Consider the following 21,606-nt stretch of genomic DNA (forward strand, 5'->3'; position numbering starts at 1 on the left):
ACGAGCGGGAGCGTGATCAAGGCGCCATCAGCGCAAAAGACGTACGCAGCACCTCAGCGATCCTCTCTCTGGGGTCGCCCGATTTCTCCATCACCTTCGCCCCGCGAAGAACGTTGTTCAAATAATCCGCGAGTTCTTTGCCGGATCGGCTCGTCGTAATGAGCCTTTGCTCCTGGCCGTCGCAAATGATCTTCTCAAGAATTCGTTCGACCTGTTCGAACATCAGCGATATTTCGCGGCTTACCTCCCGGTCGTCGTCTCCGAATTCCAGCGCGGAATTAACCATGAGGCAGCCCCTGTGGATTGCTTCGTCGTTCTGATACAGCGTAGCTTCGCAAACGGCCTCCAGCTTCTTCAAGGGCGACACCTCCCGGGAGGCCAGTTCTTCCAGCTTCGCTATGGTCTGTTCCCGATAAAGCGCCAGCGCTTTAAGGAACAATTCCCGCTTGTCCTTGAACACGCAATACAAACTCTGCTTCTTCACTTCCGTCGCACGGGTTATATCCTCGTAGGAAGTCGCCTTGAACCCTTTGGTCCAGAACACTTCCATGGCCTGATGAAGCGTACGATCAACATCAAATTCTCTTGGTCTGCTCATAGAGGCATCATATCAGTTCTTGACCATGGAGTCAATAAATCGAATTTCCGATTCAATGGCATGCGGCGATAGCGGCTTTCCTGCTCCTTGTTGAATCACCTGAAGCCCGCATCCCGGAAATGGCGGGCAGCATCCATTTATCCGCAGGGCGGGCTTCTTGTGCTTGAATTTCGGTTAGTTCAGATTAATCTCTTTGATTTTGTCGAGCGGAACTTTCGGTTTGCGGTCCTCCGTCAGGAGTCCGTTAATTTCCTGCTGTACGTCGGTTAGCTGGGTGTAGCAGTATCCGCAAATATAATCCACGCTTTTGATCGCGCGGGTCAGCCCTTCGAAACGGTCCAGGAACTCCTCCTCCGTAACGACCTGGTGTCCGTATCCCCAACCTTTGTCCGATTGGAACGCGATTCCGCCGAACTCGCTGATGATAATTGGCTGTCCCTTGTAGCCGTACCCGTCAGCCAAGGCGTATTTCCATTGGTTGCAGGTGGTCTCTTTGTTTACTATGGCCTCCTTGTTCCCCGAATACCGGCTTAAGAACCCGTCGCCGGTTTCGACATAGTCATGCAGTGTCAAAATATCGGAAACGGTATGCTCCCAGCCGTCGTTCGTGATCACCGGCCGATAAGGATCGATCGATTTGGTCAGGTGATAGATCCCCTCGGTGAATTTCTGCTGCCTGGTGTCGCGAAGGATCGACGGAACGCCCCATGATTCATTGAACGGCACCCAGGTGATGATGCTGGGGTGGTTATATTGCTGATCGACGATTTCCAGCCATTCCTTCGTAAACGTCTCGACCGCGCGGTCATGAAACTCGAAGGTCGCCGCCATTTCCGACCATACCAGCAGCCCTTTTACATCGCACCAATAGAGGAAGCGGGCATCTTCGATTTTCATGTGCTTGCGCACGCCGTTGTAACCCATCTCCAGGATGTGATCGATGTCGGCAATAATCGCTTCCTCGTTTGGCGGCGTTAGATGGCTTTCCGTCCAGTAGCCTTGATCCAGAATCAGCCTTTGGTAAACCGGCACGTTATTCAGCAAGACTTTGCTCTTTTCGATAGACACCTTTCTCATCCCGAAATAGGAAAATACTTTATCGACGAGCTTATCATCCACGTATAAATTGAATTCCACGTCATATAAATTCGGCTGCTGCGGCGACCAAAGGCATTTCCTCCACGGCCCGTTCGCCTCATGCACCAAATCGATTTCCACCGTCAGACGAGGCCGGTCGATCGCCAGGCTCACCGACTTCACCGGCCGGCCTTTCAAGGTCACGATCGCCTCCAGCCGCACCTTTCCCGCCGCCGTTTCCAACCCGTGTACCCGATAATCAAAGGAGACCGTGGAGCGGTCGATATCCGACGTCATTTTCACCGCGTCAAGCCGCTGCTCTGCCACGAATTCGAGCCAGACGGTTTGCCATATGCCGGTAGTCTGGACATAGAAGCATTCGAAATTGTCCTTCGTCCAGCGCTGTTTGCCCCTCGGCTGCGTACAATCGTCGCTGTCTTCCGCCTTCACCGTGATTACATTGTCGGATCCGAACGCCAAATACGGGGTAATATCGAAGGAAAACGCCGCATAACCGCCTTGATGGCTGCCCGCCAACACGCCGTTCACCCATACCTTGGCGAAATAATCGACCGCCTGAAAGTGAAGGATGACCTTTTTCCCTTCGGCTTCTTTTGGAATATGAACCGATTTGCTATACCACACCTTCGAATGGAACTCCTCGATGCCGATTCCGCTCGCTTGCGTTTCGTACGTATATGGAACGGTAATCGTATGAGTTCCCGCTAGTCGTTCCTGCCATTTCTCGCGTTCCCCGGCATTTTCGTCATCGAAGCGGAAGCTCCATTCGCCGTTCAAATTCAGCCAACCGTCACGAACGAATTGAGGTCTGGGGTAATCCTTGGTATATGCCTTGGTTGTCATTCTGTACCTCCTGCTTCATGCTTGGTTCTAATTTCCAGCGCATACACGGATGTAGGGCGCAGCGGGTAACCGGCTTTCCATGCTTCTGCGGGCACCACGTTCACCTTGCAGGCGATGCGGTCCGGTTCAAACACGGAATTGATCTCCCGCTCGGAATCCCCCGTGATTTCATACAGAAGCGTACCTCCGGTTAAGTCCGATCCGCGCAGATTCAGTCCGGCCTTCACTGCTTGCAGACTGCGGTTCACGATAAATACCGTGATGACGCTCCCGTCCTCGTTCGTGCAGGCTGCGATGTCCAAATCCGGCAGCGCATCAAGTTCGACCGGAGTCGTTATGTCCGCTTGAACGGAAAATGTGCCGCAACTAACGTCAACGGGGAGCAGCCGCGAGATATCGCGGTTTGCGTACAGCTTCATCACTTCATAAGTCGGCGTACCGTAAACGGTAAGCGGATGCCCGCTCCAGCCCGGCGTTTTGCCGCAGTATTGATCGGCGTAATAATCGCCTACCCGGATACAGCCCCCGAGCCATCCGTTGACCAGATCGGAGAAGCTGCCGATATGCACCAGATCGCTGGCGCGAAGCATTTCGTTCAGGTTGGCGGCATTGGCAACCGCCGCGCCTAGCGTATGCTCATCCGGCAATCCTTTTCTGACGTTGTTCGGGTAGTACATCGTATTGTATTCGGTAATCGCCAGCTTCACATGGCTGTGCTTCGGATTGGCGAGTATCTGCGCTCTCGTCTCCTCGATGTTGTGACGCGTCCATTCCGGGAAGGTGGCGATCGCTTTATAGCGCTCCTCCGCAGGGGTACCTCGGTCCATCGCAAAGCGATTGTATCCATGATATAAATGCAGGGTCAGGTAGTCGATGCGCTCCCCCGCGATATCCAGCACCGCCCGGTTCCATTCCTGATCGGTATGTCCGCAGGCAAGGATAATGATAGAAGGGTCCGCCGCTTTCATGGCTTCGATGAAGGATACGGTTCGCCGGGCGAACTGTTCACCCGTACAGGTTCCCACCTGCCAGGCCCCCCATACCTCGTTGCCGATCTCCCAATATTTGACGCCGTACGGTTCAGGATGTCCATTCGCGGCACGCTTCGCCCCCATTGGCGTATCTGCGCTTCCGTTGCAGTACTCTATCCATTGCGCGGCTTCCTCAGGAGTCCCCGAACCGTCGTTGACGCAGATCAGCGGCTCTACCTGAAGCTCCCGGCAAAACCGGATAAATTCATCCGTGCCGAAATATTTGCTGGTCCAACCTCCCCATGCCTCATTGTACATGACCGGACGTTCAAGCTCAGGACCGATGCCGTGCTCAAAATGGTAGGCGCTGATATAATTGCCGGCCAGCCTCATCATGCCGGGATTCAAGTCCCTCGTCATTTCAACGACTTCCCGCTTCACCAATCCGACATGATCCACCGGAAGCAAGGACGCATGATCAATCCAGAGCAAGCCGGTGGATACGCTGTCTTGCCATCTCTGATGCTCCGCGGGCACATAAATCCGGAACTCCGCATCGGCGCTATCCCGGCTGACGGCCAGCACGGCGTTATATTCCCGCCAATTGTGACCGGCCAGTTCGATGCGCTCCAGACCCAGCCGTTCCTGGCTGCGCCGGTCCACCGCTTCAACGATCACATAATTAAGCTCGATGGACGCCCGTACAACCAGCTTGACCGAATACTCCAACGCTCCTTTTAACGCAATCTTCTGCGCGATGCCCGCATAAGCTTCGTCGCCGCTCAGAATGCGGATTCGCTGAGCGCGGCCCGAATGCTTCGGCGCGGCGGCCTCCAGCGCATACTTGGTATTGCGTCCGTTCGTATAGGCATACCAGCTGCCCGACACTCCCGGCGCGTTCTCCGCTTCGCTCTCAAAATCCATGTCTTTCAATGGAAAGGCCAACATGGCCTCCATATGATCCCGTATATCCTCCACGAAATGGCCGAACAGGTACGGATTGACCGTATGCTCGCTTATCCGGTTGCCATCGATTGTAATCTTCGCTTCGTTGTTCAATTTACACCCTCCATTGCCATTTATCCTTTAATCGATCCGATCATGACGCCTTTCACGAAATGACGCTGCACAAAAGGATACATGATCAGTACCGGCAGACTGGATACGATAATGACCGCATATTTAATGCTTTCGGAGAGAAGAATTTTCTCCTCCATCCCGACGTTGCCGCCGTCTACGCCCACAGACTGGCTGATCATCAAGATTTCCCGAAGCACCAATTGAAGCGGATAAAGATCTTCAGTGCGGATATAGATCAGCGCATTAAAGAAGGAATTCCAGTGGCCGACCGCATAGAACAAGACCATGACCGCCAGAATCGGCTTCGATAGCGGCAGAATAATGCTGATCAGCAGCCGCCAGTTGGAGCAGCCGTCGATATGTGCCGCTTCCTGCAGTTCCCAAGGAATGCTGGATTGGAAATATGTTCTCATCACGATCAGATTGTACGTGGAGATCGCCCCGGGAATGATGAGCGCCCACATCGTGTCGACCATGCCAAGGCTCTTGACGAGCATATAACTTGGGATGAGACCGCCGCTGAAGAACATCGTAAGCGTGATAATGAGCATCAGTCCCTTGCGACCCGGCAAATCCGGCCTGGACAACGGGTAAGCGGCCAGGAGCGTCATTACAATATTGATGAGCGTACCGACAACGGCATACAGAATCGAATTGCGGTAGCCGTTCCAAATCTTGTCATTGTCCAAAATATTCTTATAGGCTTCGAGTGTTACGCCCTTCGGAAACAGCCAGACCTCCCCGTTCAATACTCTTGCAGGGTCGCTGAACGAAGCGCTGACCACAAATACCAAAGGATAGAGCACGATGATAATAATCACCGCCGCGATAAGATATACGATAACATCGAACCAGCGTTCGTCCGATGGGCCTTTCATAACCGTTTCTTTAGCCATGATTCGTCTCCTCCATTACCAAAGGCTCGTCTCCGACGTTTTGCGCGCAAACCGGTTGACCAGCAACAGCAGCGTCAGGTTGATCAAGGAGTTGAAGAGCCCGATTGCGGCGGTGTAGCTGTATTCTCCCTTCAAAATCCCGGTCGTGTACACAAAGGTGGAAATCACGTCGCTCGCTTCCAGGTTCAAGTTGTTTTGCATGAGCAAAATTTTCTCGAAGCCGATGTTCATGAATTGCCCGATGTCCAAAATAAGCAGGATGACGATGACCGGGACGATCCCCGGCAGAGAGACGTGCCATATGCGCCGCAGACGCGAAGCGCCGTCCATCTTGGCCGCTTCGTACAGCTGCGGATTGATTCCGCTCAGCGCCGCGATGTATATGATCGATTGCCAGCCCATGTTCTGCCAAATATTAGAGCCGATAAATATCGTCTTGAACCACTCGGCCGACTCCATAAAGCGGATTTCCGATCCGCCGAAAGCCTGGATCAGCATGTTGATCGGGCCGTTCGTGGAGAGCAGCACGGTTAAAATGCCTACGATAACGACAACCGAAATAAAGTGCGGAATGTAGGTAATGTTTTGCAGCAGCTTGCTGTAGGATTTGCTCCGAATTTCGTTAATGAGCAAGGCAAGCAAAATCGGAATCGGAAATGCGATCAATAAAGAGAGCAGATTGATGGACAGCGTGTTCCAGAGCAGTCTCCAAAAATAGTACGAATCGAAAAAACGCTGAAAATGCTCGAAGCCTACCCAACTGCTGCCGAGAATTCCTTTGCCCGGATTGAAATTTTTAAACGCGATTTGCAGCCCGTAGAGGGGGCCGTAATGGAACAGCAAATACCATGCGATCGGCAGAAGCAGCATGAGATACAAATCGTATCTCTTGGCAATCTGCCTGATAAGGCGGCCGCCCCGTTCCGGTTGGAACCGGGGCGCTGCGGCAGTCTCATGGATTTCTGCGTTCTTCATGAACATCCACTCCTATCCCATAGAGGATCTGCCTTATTTAGCCATTTTGTCATAAGCGTCTTGATAGATTTGCTGAAGCTCTTCAATGTTCATCTTTTTCAAAGTAGCCTGGAACTCATCCCACTTGTCGAAGCTGAGCGCTCCCGCGATGAACTTCGTGCTTTGCTCTTCATAATACTTGTCGATATCGTTGCGGAGAATATTGACCTTTTGAGCCGTTGCTTCGTCGAACATCGGAGCCGCATAGCGGATTTTCGGCATATACGGGTCCAGCGCCTTTTGCGCATCCTGAACTTGCGGAGGATTGATGTACGAACCTACATATTCACTTATCAGATGAGGCGCACCTCCGCCGGCATATGGCGTAAGCTTCGGCTGGGTCTCGGCTGTCGAGAATTCAGGCTTATAGGTTGGAATCCCGTCAACCAGTTCATAATGCTCGCCCTCCCGCCCGAAGCGGAGCAAGGTCGATCCTTCGTCGCTGAAGAAATAGTCGATCCAGCGCATGGACACTTCCGGATATTTGTTGACAGATGTGATGGCAAATGCACCTTGGTCGCGCGGAACCGGAGCGTTTTGGCTTTGCTGGCGGTCGCCGTGCGGGCCTTCGAACGGTGCGATACCTGTATATTGATCCGAAATCGGCAGGAAATTGTTATTCGTCTGATCGAAGAACATACCCGTATTTCCCGATCCTTGCTTTGCCAAATATTGCGCTTCCGTATGGGAGAATACTTCGTGATCCAGCAGATTTTCCGCATACAGCTTATTCAGGTACATGAGCAGTTCTTTGTTGCGCTCGCTTCCCATCCAGATTTCGACCTTGTCGTCAACAATGTTAACGTTGTAGCCGAACTGTAGGTCCAGGCCGAACGATCCGCTGAATGCAGTCACGATAGGCAGTCCGACAACACGGGAGGTCAAAGGAATTTCATCCTGTTGTCCGTTTCCGTTCGGATCTTGATCGCGGAAGGCAACCAGTACGTCATACAACTCGTCAAGCGTTTCGGGCACCTCAAGGTTCAACTTCTCCAGCCAGGCGGTATTGATCCATCTCTTGTCCGTCCGGGCCGAATCCAGCGTAACGATACCCGGAATCGTATAGATGTGTCCTTCCGGCGTAGTGATCGATGCGCGGATTTCCGGATACTCTTCCATCAGCTTGTTGAGGTTTGGCGCATAGTCCTTGATCAAATCTTCCAGAGGAATCAATTGTCCGCCCGCTCCGTAGCGAACCGCTTCCAATGGCGTAATATTAGAGCGGTACAAGACGTCGGGAAGCTCATTGGACGCGAACAACAGATTCTTTCTCTCATCGAAACCGTCGGTCGGCGCTTCGATAAATTCCACCTGGACATTGCTCATTTTTTCGTAATCCTGAAACACCGGCATGTCCTTGAACGGTCCGTTCACGGGAGCGATCCGGGTGAACATCTTCAGCTGCACCGGCTCCTGTACGATCGGAAATCCTTCCTTGCTGACCGTTTGATCCCCCGCCGCCTGTGGAGCCGCCTCTTTGTTGCCGCCGTTGGCCGAGCCGCAGCCTCCCAGCGTCAGAGCGGCAATGATCATCGCGCTCATCGCCGTTCTTCTCCAATGTTTTTGCATGTTGAATACGACCTCCTTCTTCATGTCACTTGATCTATGTTGTAAGCGTTTTCCTTGATGTGTGTCCATTATAATTCAGCCGTTCGGGCGGTAAATTCCACATATTTGACTATTTACTACACTTATTTTACGGATTCACTCCGCTCCCGCGAGCCCGACATATAAGCATGCGGGGTCATGCCGGTCAGTTCCTTGAACACTTTGAAAAAATAGTTGTAGGTCGTGAACCCTACCTGGCTGCTGATCTGTTTGACCGTATACCGGCCGCTTTCCAGCAGCTTGCGGCTGGCGTCGATGCGCACGCGGTTCACATACTCGGAGAAAGTCATCCGGGTCTCTTCTTTGAAAATCCGGCTCAGGTACGAAGGATTCAACCCGATCGCGCCGGCGGCCAATTCCAGGGTGACATAGCTATGATACCGCTCCAGAATGAGCAGGATCGCCTGGGACACATGCCTCGAATAGGGCCCTGCCGCCTGACGCTCCCGAAGCCGGTCCATGAGGCCCGCAAAATAAGCTTGCAGCCATCGCTCCAATCCCGCCATGCTGCCGATATTCCCCAGCTCTTCACGCGACGGCAATCCGCCTGCCGCCGCTTCATCCGCAGGCATGGCCTTTTCCCCAATCGAGAGCAGTTCACTGACGATCATCTGCACGCTTTGCGAATGGAGCGGATGCTTCCGAATGGAGACGAATACAGCGGCGATCGACCGCTGGACCCCCTCCTTGTCGAGTCTCTCCATCGACAGAAGAAGCTGCTTCTGTTCCTCGATGCTAAGCGCAAGGCGGGGACTGCTTGATCCGCTCCCGGGCTCCTGCGGGGAGGGAGAAGAATCGATGGCCCGTTCGGCGGCGCGGTAGCTGGCTTCGAGTCCGGACAGACTTCCGCAAATATGTCCGATGGCGTAAGTGCATTTCAAATTCAGGAACATCTCCAGCGAATGGCTGACATTGCTCATAAGCCGGCCCGCTTCGCTGGCGGCAGCCTGCTCGCTCCGCTCCCCGAACGCGAACACCACGGCAAGACGGCCATTCTCCACGTACACCACCGCCCGCTCAGGCAGATCGCCCAGACTCTGCTGCATAAGCTCCACGGCTTGGCGAACCAGGCGGTTCGTCTGCACATCGCTGCGCGATTCCATTAGAAGAAGGAAGGGGACGATTTGCACCGCCGCCGCCGCATAACATACCGCATCGGAAAAAAAGCCGCTCCGACGCACATAGCTTTCCAGTTCATGAGCGGCTCCGGGTTTTCCGGCCAACAATTGGACCACCTGCTCACGGAATATTTCAGTGCTCATGCCCTTTCCCTCTTCCTCTCTACCGTAAGCCGGGCGGGAGCCGGACAGTCCGGTCTCCGCTTGCAGTTCCTGCGCCGCTTTCTTCAAAATGGAGATCAACGATTGGTCGTTCAAACGGTGCTTCAACAAATAATCGACGGCTCCGTTCCTTAGACACTCGCGCACATAATCGTAATCGTCATAGCTGCTGAGCATGATCGATTTTACCGCCGGATACTTGTCCTTGATCGTCCGCTGCAGCTCCACCCCGTTCATGCCGGGCATGCTGACATCGATAATTGCGATATGGGGACGCGATTGTTCAATCATTTGGAGGGCCATCGTCCCGTTATACGCTTCGCCGCACAATTCAAAGCCATGGCTCCTCCAATCCGACAGAGTCCCAAGATGATGGTGCACCAAAGGTTCGTCATCCACTAACAGCACTTGAAACATCAGTTTAACTCACCTCTTCCGGGAGATTTTCGGCAGCCCGCATTTGGGGGAACCTGATTTCGACCTTCGTGTACAGTCCTTCTTCGCTGAACAGTTTTATTCCGTACGGTTCCCCGTACATCCGACAGATTCGTTCATGTACATTCCTTACGCCTATTCCGCTGAAGCGCGACGGACTTTCCTTCCTGCCGGACTCCTCCAAAAGTGAATGCATTTTTTCCTGGGACATGCCCGGACCATTGTCCATAATTTCAATTAGGAGATCTTCTCTCTCCCCGTAAACCCGGATCAGAATGAATCCCCCCTTGGCGGACGGGCCTATGCCGTGCAGAATGGCATTTTCCACGATAGGCTGAAGCATCAGCTTCAATACCCGGCAGTCCAGCAGAGCGTCATCTTCGACTTGGATGTGGACCGGAATCGGCCCCATATACTTGTACTTCACGATGGATACATAGCAGTTCACATAATCAAGCTCCTCCCTGACTGTGAGGAACTCGTTGGAATTCCCGAGCACGCCGCGCATGAGCTCAATTAAGGAACCGGACACCTCCTCGATATTCGGAACACCGTTCAGCTTGGCCAGATACTTGATCGTATTGAGGGAATTGTACAGAAAATGAGGGCGGATCTGCGCTTGCAGGGCGGTGAGCTCGGCCTCGTGCTTCGCCTGTTCGCTGATCCGGATGTCCTCCATCAGCCGTTTCAGTTCGTCGACCATACTGATGAACACGCGATAGAGTTCGCCAATTTCGTCTTTCGTGTTGATTTCTGTTTTCGGAAAAGATAAATTTCCGTCCTTGACCCGCATCATCATGGTTTTCAACCGGCGGATATGAAGGGTGGTTCGGGAGGACATCTGCAGCGACCCGATCAGCACCGCGATAAAGACGATAACCGATACTTCTACGATCAGATTGCGGATTTTGACGGACTCGCTCAGAAGCGAATCGAGAGGAATCAGCGCCCGGGTAATCCAGCCCGTATGTTCGGAGCGGCGGCTGACGACGATATAGGATTTGCCGTCTATCTTTTGTTCCTTTGCCTCCTGGATGGTCCCCGTGGCTTGCGGATTGGCATAGATCGTTTTTTCCATTTGCGGCGAGATCGAGGCCGGGGCGGAATCGGATCGGTACACGAGCTCCATTCGTTCATCCAGCACATAAAGGACACTGTCGGCAGTCGGTTTTACGCCGTACGTATTGCGGATGAAGTCATAGTTCAAATCCACCATCACCACGCCGATCGTTTCCCGGTTATATCGAATGACGCGTCCGACGGAAATGGCGTCCGAGGTGCCCGACTGCTTTAAATAGGCGTGACGTTCCCCGTTGTTCAGCATGAATTCCATCGTCTCCGTCTTCAGGAAGTTTCGGTCGATCCACGGGTTACCCGTGAAGAATACCTTTCCGTTTAACCCGATGACGGCGATACGTGATATATAAGGCTTGTAATCGATCAGGCTCGACAAAAACTCATTGATCCGCTTCTGCTCCAGAAACCATTCGTAGCTGATTTCCTCGCTGGGGCTCAGCACCGTATCGATCACCGTATTCTTGTTGGTGACCGCGATGGTGTTCAGACGATCGATCTCTTCCAGCATGAGATTGAGCGACTCGTCGGCTTGGCGGATACTGTCCGCAACCGAAGTAATTGCGTTATGCTTGATCGTCTCGCGCATGTTGATATAGATAATGGCGGTAATAGTCACAATGGAAAGAAGGCTGAGCAGCCCGAATGCCATAAATATTTTCCCCTGAATCCCCAGCTTCGGTGAAATTTTGTTGCGAAGCGATGAAAGTGTCATGTCGGCCTCTCCTTTATAAGGGAAAATCACTTAAAGTAAGCGCTCTCAAAAATCGGGTCGGCCCGTTTATCCGCCGCCTGCCGAGCGAACGTTCAGCGGAGGAGCCTTGTAATAGGACTTGAACGCCCGGGTAAACGTATACAGATTCGGATAACCCAGGGACAGCGCGATCTCGGTCACGGTAGCGTTGGTTTCGACGAGCAGGCGCTTCGCCTTCTCCATACGGATTTTTTGCATATATTTCTGGGGGGACACCCCAACCTGACTTCGAAATACATTGGAAAAATACGAACGGTGTACGCCGGCAAACTCGGCTGCCTGCTGTACGGAAATACCCTCCGTGGCATGAAGGTCCATGAAATCCATACACTCCCGAATCCATCCGGATGGCTCCGCCCGATGGACGGGAGACGGATTCAAGGCCAGGCAGGCAAGCAATTTGCAGACAAGTCCCTGAAGTTCCAGAGATACGACCGGGTTCCAATGTTCATATCCCGCCATGGTTCCGAGCATACAGTCAACAGTCTCCCTGAGCCTTGAGGTGATCCTCTTGGTGCCAAACGGCGTTTCCGGCGTAACACCCGACAGCTCCAGTAAAGGCTTGACCCTGCTTCCGTCCAGTGCCAGCCAGCTCATCTGCAGAGGCGTTTCCGAAGGGATCATGTAATAATGATAAGTCCGGCCCGGAAACAGACAGAAAAGATCGTCTTTTTGCAAAACCATACGCTGATTCCCGAATTCGAAGCAAACCTTCCCCCCAAGCACGAAATGAAGGCTGTAGCACTCAATCCTTTTCGGCCCTACCTTGTAATTCGGCTTGGCCAGGCTGCGGCCCGCCCGGACCGGCCACAACCGCGCCGCCTTATCCAATTCGCCGGGCGTATAATAAATGAACTCGGCAAACTCATGCTCGTATTCCTGCAAATTCCGCACCTCTTCAGACATTCTTCACCTCTCCTCGAATATAACAAAATGACAAATCCTACATAACACTAAGCTATTTATAAAATCTTTATATTTACATATTATCATACTAGGAGGCGATAAATATTGTCCAGTAGACCTAACATTTTACTAATTACAAGCGACCAACAGCATTGGAATACGATCGGCGCGTTCCAACCCGAAATCTCCACGCCGAATTTGGACCGGCTGGCCCGGCAAGGAACGACGTTCGGGCGGGCCTATTGCCCTAATCCGACCTGTACTCCAAGCCGCTCCTCCATCATCACGGGGATGTATCCGAGCCAGCACGGTTCCTGGACGCTGGGGACGAAGCTCTTGGAGGACCGCCACACGGTCGGGGAAGACTTTAGCCAAGCGGGTTATCGGACCTCGCTGATCGGCAAGGCCCATTTCCAGCCGTTAAAATCCACTGAGGAATATGAATCGAAGGAAGCATACCCGATTTTACAGGACTTAGACTATTGGAGCCGGTTCCGCGAACCCTTTTACGGATTTGACCATGTGGAATTGGCCCGCAATCATACGAACGAAGCCCATGTCGGCCAGCATTACGCTTTATGGCTGGAAGAGCAAGGCTGTGACAATTGGAGGGATTACTTCCTTCCTCCGACCGGAACGATGGATCACTCCATCACATACAAATGGCCCATTCCGGAGAAATATCATTACAATGCCTGGATCGCCGAGCGAAGCAATGCCCGTCTGGAGGAGCACAAGAAATCCGGGGAACCGTTCTTCTTATGGGCCAGCTTCTTCGATCCGCATCCCGAATATTTGGTACCGGAGCCATGGGACACGATGTACGACCCGGATCAGCTGAGTATCCCTTCGCTGGTTCCCGGAGAGCATGACCGGAATCCGCCGCACTTCGGCATGACGCAGGAAGAGAACCCGGACTTCTCGCACCTTATGGAGACGGGCTTCGGCATCCACGGCTACCGTTCCCATCATTATTACGAATACGGAGAAAAAGCGCGACTTACGGATTACGACAAGAAGAAGCTGGTAGCCGTCTATTACGGAATGATCAGCATGATGGACAAATATATCGGCAAAATTCTCGACAAGCTGGATGAGCTGGGTTTAGCCGACAATACGCTCGTCGTCTTCACGACGGATCACGGCCATTTCTTCGGACAGCACGGTCTTCAGGCCAAGGGCGGATTCCATTATGAGGACCTGATCAAGCTTCCGTTCATCGTCAGATATCCCGGACACGTTCCCGCCGGCCGACGTTCGGACGCGATCCAATCGCTCGTTGATCTGGCACCGACCTTTTTGTCTTTTTGCAATCTCCCGGTTCCTCCGGCGATGACCGGCGTCGATCAGAAGGACGTATGGCTGGGCCGCAAGGAACAGGCACGGGACCATGCCATTTGCGAATTCCGGCACGAACCGACGACTATTCACCAAAAGACCTATGTCGACGCGCGCTACAAGATTACGGTCTACTATAATCAGCGCTACGGCGAGATTTTCGATCTTCAGGAAGACCCGAACGAGCTCCACAACCTGTGGGACGAACCGGATTACGGGCAGCTAAAGACCGAGCTCTTGCTAAAATACGTATGGGCCGAGCTCGGCAAAGAGCCGCTGCCTATGCCGAGAATCCATCACGCCTGATTGCGGCTTTGACGAAAATGAAAAAGCGTGAACGAAGGAACGATCCTTTCGTTCACGCTTTTTTTCAGAAAATCACGATCCCCGCCACAGCCGACAACAGTATCACGCCGAAGGGATGCACTTTGTATTTGGTGACCAGGAGGTAGCATCCGGCGCAAATCAACAGCGTCCCCGCCATCGACCAGCTCAGCCAGGATTCGGTCCGTCCGCTAAACCCGAAATGGATGGCGGCATATATGATAAGCCCGGTCACGATCGGACGCAATCCGTAAAAAGAAGATCTGATCCAATCATTGCTTTGCAGCTTAAGAAAGAAAGCCGCGATAAAAATGACGATAATCAGTGACGGCAAAATGATGCCGATCGTTGCCGCTATGGCCCCCAGAATGCCCGCCTCCGAGTAGCCGATCAAGGTGGCGGTATTGGTCGCAATCGAGCCCGGCGCCATTCCGGCCAAAGCGACGATTTCCTGAAAATCCGCGGCGCTCACCCATCTCTTTTCGGAAACCTCGCGCTGAATCAGCGTAATGACGGCATAGCCGCCGCCGAAAGAAATAAGCCCTACTTTGATAAAGACCAAAAACAACTGCCACAGCATTCGATGATCACCCTTCAGATGTAATATTCGGGAAATTGCAGCTCCTGTTTCTCCTCCGTACGTACCTTTTCCGTGACTACATCCATCCCACGCTTTCGCTTGTATAACACCACCAATATTCCGGCAACCGGTCCGCCCAGAATCAGATAAAACGAATGGATACCCGTGAATAACAGCAGGATCAGCGACACAGCCGCCAGAATCAACGTAGCCGCATCCAGAATGGCCGACTTCCACATTTTGCCCGCCGCCACAATAATCAAAGCGACTACGGCGGCATGAATGCCCTTTAATGCGGCTTCTACCTTCGCATTATCTTTAAATACGACGCTAAGATAGCTTAGGAGAAAGACGATTAGGAATGTAGGCAGCGTGATTGCGGTAACGGCCGCCACGGCTCCCGGAACTCCGCCGAGACGATAGCCGATAAACGCCGCGCTGTTGACGGCCACCCCGCCCGGAGCGGAACCGGATACCGACACCATGTCCCCCATTTCCTCCTCGCTCATCCATCCTTTTTTTCGTACGATTTCCTGTTCGATGGTTGCGATCATCGCATATCCGCCTCCGAATGTGGAGGGGCCGATTTTAAAAAACACGCAAAAAATACTCCAAATCAACTCCATTTTTCGGGTTAACCCCTGCTTCATCCCGTTTCACCCTCTGCGATCTCTTTCTGCTCTTCTTAAGTAAGATATCTGTATTTTATCATAATTAATTTCATTTTGGATTAAAGTTATGAATTTTATTGTAAAATTTCCGTTATTGTCTCATAATTAGAGATTGAGCCGGGCGAATTTTAGTGATGAAAATTTCTTTTTGAAATTAAGTCAATTATTCAGATGAAAATAGCTGGAATTGGTCCAAGGGTCCCGTTATACTTTTAGTATCCCGACTAATTAACTTGGAAATGGAGAGAAGTACTGCTATGATGCCTCATTCCAATCCTTCGATAAAGAAGCAGGTTTATGATCGGATTTCCTATCTCGGGACCGCTTCAAAAGCTGATTTGTTAAATCACTTTGCCTTGACCAGCAGCAGCATGACGCGCCTGCTCGATGAAATGTCTTCCCAAGGGCTGATCGTCGTCTCCGGGCTCGGCAGCTCCACCGGCGGGAGAAAGCCGATTCTGTTCCGGACGAACCCAAAGTACCGCTATCTGTTCGGACTGGAAATCTCCCGGATTTATTCCTCGCTCGGACTGTATGACATGCATTTCAACACTTTGTCCATGACGAGGTGGGAGATGGACGGCAACATGACGCCAGAGCTTCTCGTTGATCATGTCGCAAACAGCGCCATGGAATTTCTTAACGAGCACGGTATCTCGTCCGGCGACGTTTTGGGCATGGGAATCGGCGCGGTCGGTCCGCTGGATCAGAAGAAAGGGATCATCCTGAAGCCGGAATACTTCCCGGCCGCTTCCTGGACCAACGTTCCGATTTGCGAAATGCTTGCGGAGCGGCTGGGGATTCCGGTCAAGCTCGACAACGGCGCAAACACGGCGCTGATCGGCGAGCATTGGGCGCTTAGGACCGAAAATTATCAGCATATCCTTTATGTGCATGCCGGGGTTACCATCCGTTCGGCCATGATGTCCGGCGGCCAACTCGTTCGGGGAGCCGTCGACACGGAAGGCGCGGTCGGCCAAATGATCATTCAGACGGACGGGCCAAGACTGCACGGCAAAGGGAACTACGGAGCGCTGGAAGCGTTCGTGTCGGTTCCTTCGTTGGAAGAGCGTGTCCGCACGCAGCTCAAGATCGGACGTAGCAGTCTTCTGTCCGGGACTCCCCCGGAGCGCGTTAATTTTGCCACCATGACCGAAGCTCTCGCGCAAGGCGACCTGCTTGTTACGGAACAATTTGCGGAAACGGCAGCCTACTTGGGCATCGGGCTGGCCAATCTGATCAATGCCCTTCATCCCGAGTGCGTCATTTTGGGCGGACCGCTTGTCGGGGCCCACCAGCTTGTGTTTAACGCTTCGATTGACGTTGCCAAGAAGAATACGTACCACTTTCCCGAGTATAGTCCGGTCTTTACGCAGGGACAGCTTAAAGAAGAGGCCGTGGCCGCCGGAGCGGCCATCATGCTGCTGGATGAATGGGAAGGCGACTGAATACGAACGCGAAAGCGCCATTTTCGGAATGATCGTAAAGCGGATTCGGGCAGAACAACATGAAGACGGGAGGGGATCGCCATGTCCGGCAATTGCATCACAAGCGGACATTCCGGTATCGGGGTCATGTGGAAGACGGTATCGGAAGATTGCAATTTGGCTTGCGACTACTGTTATTACAGCACCTGCGGAGGGAAGCCCGGGCCGACAATCAACCGGATCGACTCCGCCGTACTGGATAAATTCATCAAAGATTACATGCAATACAGCCAAGGCAGCGCCACCTTCGCCTGGCAGGGCGGGGAACCGCTGCTGGCCGGATACGAATTTTTTGAAGAAGTCGTTTATCGGCAGGCTCTGCATGCTCCGCCGCATACGGTCATCAGCAATTCCTTGCAGACCAACGCCACGCTGATCGACGATCGCTGGGCATCATTCTTTAAAACCTATCATTTTCTGATCGGCGTCAGTCTGGACGGCCCGCAGGAGATTCATGACTCCCGCCGGGTCAATTCCGCAGGCAAAGGCAGCTTCAACCGGGTTATGGCCGGTATCGACCATCTCCGCCGCCACCGGGTCGATTTCAATATTTTGACGGTCATTCATAAAGGCAACGTCGGCAAGGCCAAGGAACTGATGGCATTCTACCGGGAGCAAGGCTTCAACTTTGTTCAATTCATTCCCTGCATGGATTTCAGATCCCAGCAAGTCGATAGGCCGGGCGTCTATGAAATAACGCCCCATGAATACGGGAATTTCCTTTGTGAAGTGTTCGACGAATGGTATCGGGACGGCAAGCCCGACCTATCCGTCCGCTTCTTTGACAATATGCTCAGCGTATACCTGAATCGCGAAGCGGAGTCATGCGTGCATCGCGCGGCATGCCCGACAAGTCTGGTGCTGGAGCAGAACGGGGATGCCTTTCCGTGCGATTTCTATATCAATGAGGAATGGAAGGTCGGCAATGTTGGAAGCGATTCCATCGCGGATATGCTTGCCCATCCCAATTACGAACGTTTCCACCGGATGAAGCCGGCCCTGCCGGAGAAATGCCGCTCCTGCCGGTGGCAGCGCTTGTGCTATGGCGGTTGCCCCCGGAACCGGAAATGGAATCCGGAAGAAGACCGTTCCGATCCCGATTATTTCTGTCAGAGCTATATGCAGGTTTACGCCTACGCCGACGAAAGGATGCGGGAACTGGGCGACCGGCTGCGCCGCGAGCTGTATGAACGCAATGTACGGGATATTTTCAAAGGCAAACCGCCGGGACGAAATGATCCCTGCGCCTGCGGAAGCGGCAAGAAGCATAAAGCCTGCTGCGCTTCCTTTTGAATCACAAAGAGCCCGAAAACCGGGCTCTTTGTTTTCTTATTGGACCAGCTTTGCTTTTGTATCCCGGCAATTTTTAATCAGATCAGCTTATATCTCTCCAACAGCTCACCGATAATCGTGCCGGATGCTTTCTTCAGCAGCTGCTTCTCGACCAGCTTCGCCACGAACGGCAGCTTAAGATCGGTCAGCTTCTTCCCGTCCAGCATCTTGGCCATCGAATCCAGCAGCACCCGGATATCGTAGCAGGAGGCGAACACTTCCGGAACGCCGCGGTCCACGTCAAGCAGCGTGTACACGGCTTCCATCGCCGTTCTCACCGAGTATTCGGTCGTAAACACCGTGTCGCGAACGGTATCGGCAAACTGGCCGATAAAGGCGAAATTGACGCTGCCCTCCGGCACGACCTTCGGACGGTCCCCTTCCGTTCTCGGCATAAAGAACGCGGTAATGTACGGCATCATGCAAGGAATGCAATGCGCGCCGGTGGCGGCCAGTTCGAGAATTTCCGCCTCCGGAACCCCCATATGGTACAGCCATTCTTGGGTGATCTCTCTTCCCGTGCATTCCTTCATCGGCTTTTTGACAAAATCGCCCGGGGCGTCCGTGTACAGGCCGTATATCCAGACCACCAGCTGATCTTTGGGCTGCTGCTTGAAATGAGGCTGCCGGTTGATCGTATAGCTCATCAGCCAGCTGGAATCCTTCACGGTAATAATCCCGCCGGTGACCACCTTGCCGGAGAACGGATCGCGCTTGCTCATCTTTTCGATATAGCGGGGAATCCGCTGATCCAGCGTAGTGACTGTAGCCGATTCCCAGTTCGTGGCGGCGATGTTGGTGCAGAATTTCTCCGGACGGCCGAAGGAAGGATCCTGCGCGGCAATGTTCTTCCACAGTTGCCAGCAGCCGCCTTCGCCGGGCTCCGTATTCATGACGGGCGCATGATCGTCGTCGCCAAGGGAGGAATTTTCCGTACAGCTTCCGTTGGTGATAAAGACCAGATCATCCTCGATCAAGTCGATCGTCTCTTCTTTGCCGTTATGGATGCAAATCATTTGCTTGGCCGCTTTTCTGCCGTCCTTGATATCGAAAATCACGTTCGTCACCTGAGTATCATACTGGAAGTGAACCCCGTGATCCTCCAGGTACTTCACCATCGGCAGAATGAGCGATTCAAACTGGTTGTATTTGGTGAATTTCAGCGCCGAGAAGTCCGGCAGCCCTCCGATATGATGAATAAAACGCTGCAGATACAGCTTCATTTCCAGCGCGCTGTGCCATTTTTCGAACGCAAACATCGTTTGCCAATACAGCCAGAAATTCGAGGCGTAAAATTCCTCGTCGAATACGTCGTCGATCGTGACGTCATAGAGGTCCTCGTCCCGGCTCATAAACAGTTTAACGATTTGCATGGAGGCCTTTTCGGAGAGTGTAAACTTGCCGTCCGTATGGGCATCCTCCCCCCGGTTGACGGAAGCCCGCATCAGCGAATAGTTGGGGTCATGCTTGTTGAGCCGGTAAAATTCATCCAGCACCGACAAGCCTTCCGTCTCGATCGAAGGAATCGAGCGGAACAAGTCCCACAGACATTCGAAATGATTCTCCATCTCGCGTCCGCCGCGGATAATAAAGCCTTTCTGCGGATCCTTGATCCCGTCGCAGGCGCCGCCCGGCAAGCTCATTTCTTCGAGAATGTGGATATGCTCCCCCTTCATCTGTCCGTCCCGGACCAGAAAACAGGCCGCCGCCAACGAAGCCAGTCCGCTGCCTACCAGATAAGCGGATTTCCGGTCCACATCCTTCGGCTTTTCCGGGCGGGCAAAGGCCTCATAGTTCCCGTTCGAGTAATACATTTCACATACCTCCCTGTCTTTGATGACTCCAGCATAATCCTTTGGGAAGGCGGCTTTAATAGACAATATAGCCGCGATGCCGAAAACTTCGACACCGCGGCTATATTGTCTAGATTTAAGACACAAGGGCCGGTTTGTCTAAACAACCTTGAATAGGCCCGTTACTTTTTCAATCTATCCGGTATTTGTCCAGCGCCCTGGCGATATCCCCTTGTATCAGGACGCATAACCGGTCGATAATTTTGACGGGTTCCTCTTTCATTCCCTGGCGAATCCAATCCAGCATCAACCCGACGAAAGCAAATTTGTAAAAATCCGCGATGAATTTTTTGTCTTCCTCCCGAACCCGCATCCCGGCCGCTTGCTCCTCCACCACGCCGATCAGCAGATCGTACGTGACACTGTATAGATAACGCTCCAGCTGGTCGCGGCTCACCGAATGGTACACATTCGAGACGAAGCTCCGGTTCGCGAGGACGTAGTGAAACACTTCCAGAAAACCCTGCTGCCAGGTTGCATACGTCCTTTTATCATCGATCGAGACAAGCGCCTCCGTCAGGAAAATCCAGTCGATCAAATCGTAAATATCTCGAAAATGATAGTAAAAAGTCTGACGGTTCACTTCGCAATCTTCCACGATATCAATGATCGTCACCTTGTCCAGCGGCTTCTCCCTAAGAAGCTTTTTCAAGGATGCCGCCAGCGCTTTTTTCGTGATTTGAGCCATGGGACCACCTCCTGAAAAATAGGCTGCGGAATAGAGACATAAGCGATGATTTTTAGGTCGTTTCACTTAGTCTATTCATCATAACAGACAGGAAGACCAAGCCGTTACCGCTTTCGCGCAATCCCCTCAAAAGCCAAAGTAACCAATTGCCGCACGTAAGCGTCATCCAGCGGTTCGCCGGTGAGCAGCAGCCGGTAAAAAATCGGTCCGTAAATCAGATCGATACAAATTCCGATATCCATGTCGTCCCGCAGTTCGCCCCTCTTCACTCCCCGCTCCAGCAACTGCCGCCCCTCCTGCCGGCGCGGATGGAAGTAGCGGGTCCGGTAAGCCTCCGCCAGCCCCGGGTCCAATTGTCCCTCGCCGATGATTTCCGAAATTATTTTACCCTCCCGGCTGGTTAAGAAAAGGGTCAGGTTTGCGGCATGCAAGAGGATATCCTCGAACATGTCACCCGTATCCGGCAGAGGCAGCCTTGCATTCGCCGCGGACAAATAACCGTCGAGAACGACGGCCGCTTTATTCGGCCACCATTTATAGATGGTCGCTTTGCTGACGCCCGCCCGCTCGGCGATCTTTTCTACGGTGACCGCCGCGAAGCCCGTCTCGAGCAGCAGGTCGTAAGCGGCGGACAGAATGGCTTTCTGGGTTTCCACATTGCGCGGACGCCCTCTTTTCGTATTCATAAGAACTCGCTCCTTCAGTTCATTGGCGCATCATCAAGATCAACAAAAACTATACGTTCATTCTACTAAATCTCCAAGGAAATGAAAATT

The 21,606-nt window shown here is 52.9% G+C and carries 17 protein-coding genes; 3 read left to right on the plus strand and 14 right to left on the minus strand.

The window, feature by feature from the left end; translation table 11 throughout:
* Positions 1 to 16: 16 nt before the first annotated feature.
* From V3851_RS06425 to V3851_RS06465, 9 genes are all read right to left on the minus strand, one after another.
* Positions 17 to 598 (minus strand): TetR/AcrR family transcriptional regulator, encoded by a 582-nt coding sequence (locus tag V3851_RS06425; RefSeq protein ID WP_331845694.1) that lies wholly within the window; start codon positions 596 to 598, stop codon positions 17 to 19.
* A 174-nt stretch (positions 599 to 772) separates the two neighbouring features.
* Complete coding sequence (locus V3851_RS06430) at positions 773 to 2,539, minus strand: glycoside hydrolase family 2 protein (RefSeq protein WP_331845695.1); 1,767 nt, start codon at positions 2,537 to 2,539, stop codon at positions 773 to 775.
* Positions 2,536 to 4,569, minus strand: coding sequence for an alpha-L-arabinofuranosidase C-terminal domain-containing protein (locus V3851_RS06435; RefSeq protein WP_331845696.1), 2,034 nt, complete (start codon positions 4,567 to 4,569; stop codon positions 2,536 to 2,538). The genes V3851_RS06430 and V3851_RS06435 overlap by 4 nt, the downstream gene beginning before the upstream one ends.
* Positions 4,570 to 4,589: 20 nt before the next feature.
* A complete protein-coding gene (locus tag V3851_RS06440; protein ID WP_331845697.1) occupies positions 4,590 to 5,486 on the minus strand; it encodes a carbohydrate ABC transporter permease in 897 nt (298 codons plus the stop codon).
* A gap of 15 nt (positions 5,487 to 5,501) precedes the next feature.
* The gene (locus V3851_RS06445) at positions 5,502 to 6,461 is read right to left on the minus strand and encodes an ABC transporter permease (protein WP_331845698.1); all 960 of its coding nucleotides are present in this window, start codon (positions 6,459 to 6,461) and stop codon (positions 5,502 to 5,504) included.
* Positions 6,462 to 6,494: 33 nt separating this feature from the next.
* Positions 6,495 to 8,069, minus strand: a complete 1,575-nt coding sequence (locus V3851_RS06450; protein WP_331845699.1) for an extracellular solute-binding protein — start codon at positions 8,067 to 8,069, stop codon at positions 6,495 to 6,497.
* Positions 8,070 to 8,191: 122 nt separating this feature from the next.
* Positions 8,192 to 9,805: a response regulator gene (locus tag V3851_RS06455; RefSeq protein WP_331845700.1), complete on the minus strand. Its 1,614-nt coding sequence runs from the start codon at positions 9,803 to 9,805 to the stop codon at positions 8,192 to 8,194.
* A 4-nt stretch (positions 9,806 to 9,809) separates the two neighbouring features.
* Complete coding sequence (locus V3851_RS06460) at positions 9,810 to 11,612, minus strand: sensor histidine kinase (RefSeq protein WP_331845701.1); 1,803 nt, start codon at positions 11,610 to 11,612, stop codon at positions 9,810 to 9,812.
* A 66-nt stretch (positions 11,613 to 11,678) separates the two neighbouring features.
* On the minus strand, positions 11,679 to 12,557 hold the full coding sequence (locus V3851_RS06465; protein ID WP_331845702.1) for an AraC family transcriptional regulator: 879 nt from the start codon (positions 12,555 to 12,557) through the stop codon (positions 11,679 to 11,681).
* Between the two features lie 105 nt (positions 12,558 to 12,662).
* Here V3851_RS06465 and V3851_RS06470 point away from each other — a divergent pair, with 105 nt between their 5' ends.
* Entirely contained in the window at positions 12,663 to 14,201 is a 1,539-nt protein-coding gene (locus tag V3851_RS06470) for a sulfatase family protein (RefSeq protein ID WP_331845703.1), read from the plus strand.
* Between the two features lie 64 nt (positions 14,202 to 14,265).
* On the opposite strand, the gene V3851_RS06475 is transcribed toward V3851_RS06470, so the two are convergent.
* Together V3851_RS06475 and V3851_RS06480 are read right to left on the minus strand one after the other, a co-directional pair.
* Positions 14,266 to 14,799 carry a chromate transporter gene (locus tag V3851_RS06475; RefSeq protein ID WP_331845704.1) on the minus strand — a complete coding sequence of 178 codons (534 nt, stop codon included), beginning with the start codon at positions 14,797 to 14,799 and terminating at the stop codon, positions 14,266 to 14,268.
* Between the two features lie 14 nt (positions 14,800 to 14,813).
* Positions 14,814 to 15,449, minus strand: a complete 636-nt coding sequence (locus V3851_RS06480) for a chromate transporter (RefSeq protein ID WP_331845705.1) — start codon at positions 15,447 to 15,449, stop codon at positions 14,814 to 14,816.
* A 278-nt stretch (positions 15,450 to 15,727) separates the two neighbouring features.
* Here V3851_RS06480 and V3851_RS06485 point away from each other — a divergent pair, with 278 nt between their 5' ends.
* Both V3851_RS06485 and V3851_RS06490 read left to right on the plus strand, forming a co-directional pair.
* Complete coding sequence (locus V3851_RS06485) at positions 15,728 to 16,918, plus strand: ROK family protein (RefSeq protein ID WP_331845706.1); 1,191 nt, start codon at positions 15,728 to 15,730, stop codon at positions 16,916 to 16,918.
* 81 nt (positions 16,919 to 16,999) lie between these two features.
* The gene (locus tag V3851_RS06490; protein WP_331845707.1) at positions 17,000 to 18,250 is read left to right on the plus strand and encodes an anaerobic sulfatase maturase; all 1,251 of its coding nucleotides are present in this window, start codon (positions 17,000 to 17,002) and stop codon (positions 18,248 to 18,250) included.
* A 77-nt stretch (positions 18,251 to 18,327) separates the two neighbouring features.
* Here the strand turns inward: V3851_RS06490 and V3851_RS06495 are convergent, their stop codons facing one another.
* The 3 genes from V3851_RS06495 to V3851_RS06505 form a co-directional block, all read right to left on the minus strand.
* On the minus strand, positions 18,328 to 20,103 hold the full coding sequence (locus V3851_RS06495; protein ID WP_331845708.1) for an oleate hydratase: 1,776 nt from the start codon (positions 20,101 to 20,103) through the stop codon (positions 18,328 to 18,330).
* A gap of 169 nt (positions 20,104 to 20,272) precedes the next feature.
* Positions 20,273 to 20,830, minus strand: coding sequence for a TetR/AcrR family transcriptional regulator (locus V3851_RS06500; RefSeq protein ID WP_331845709.1), 558 nt, complete (start codon positions 20,828 to 20,830; stop codon positions 20,273 to 20,275).
* Between the two features lie 104 nt (positions 20,831 to 20,934).
* The gene (locus V3851_RS06505; RefSeq protein ID WP_331845710.1) at positions 20,935 to 21,516 is read right to left on the minus strand and encodes a TetR/AcrR family transcriptional regulator; all 582 of its coding nucleotides are present in this window, start codon (positions 21,514 to 21,516) and stop codon (positions 20,935 to 20,937) included.
* Positions 21,517 to 21,606: the final 90 nt, after the last annotated feature.

It is taken from the genome of Paenibacillus haidiansis, from assembly GCF_036553665.1.
GTDB classification, from domain to species: domain Bacteria; phylum Bacillota; class Bacilli; order Paenibacillales; family Paenibacillaceae; genus Fontibacillus; species Fontibacillus haidiansis.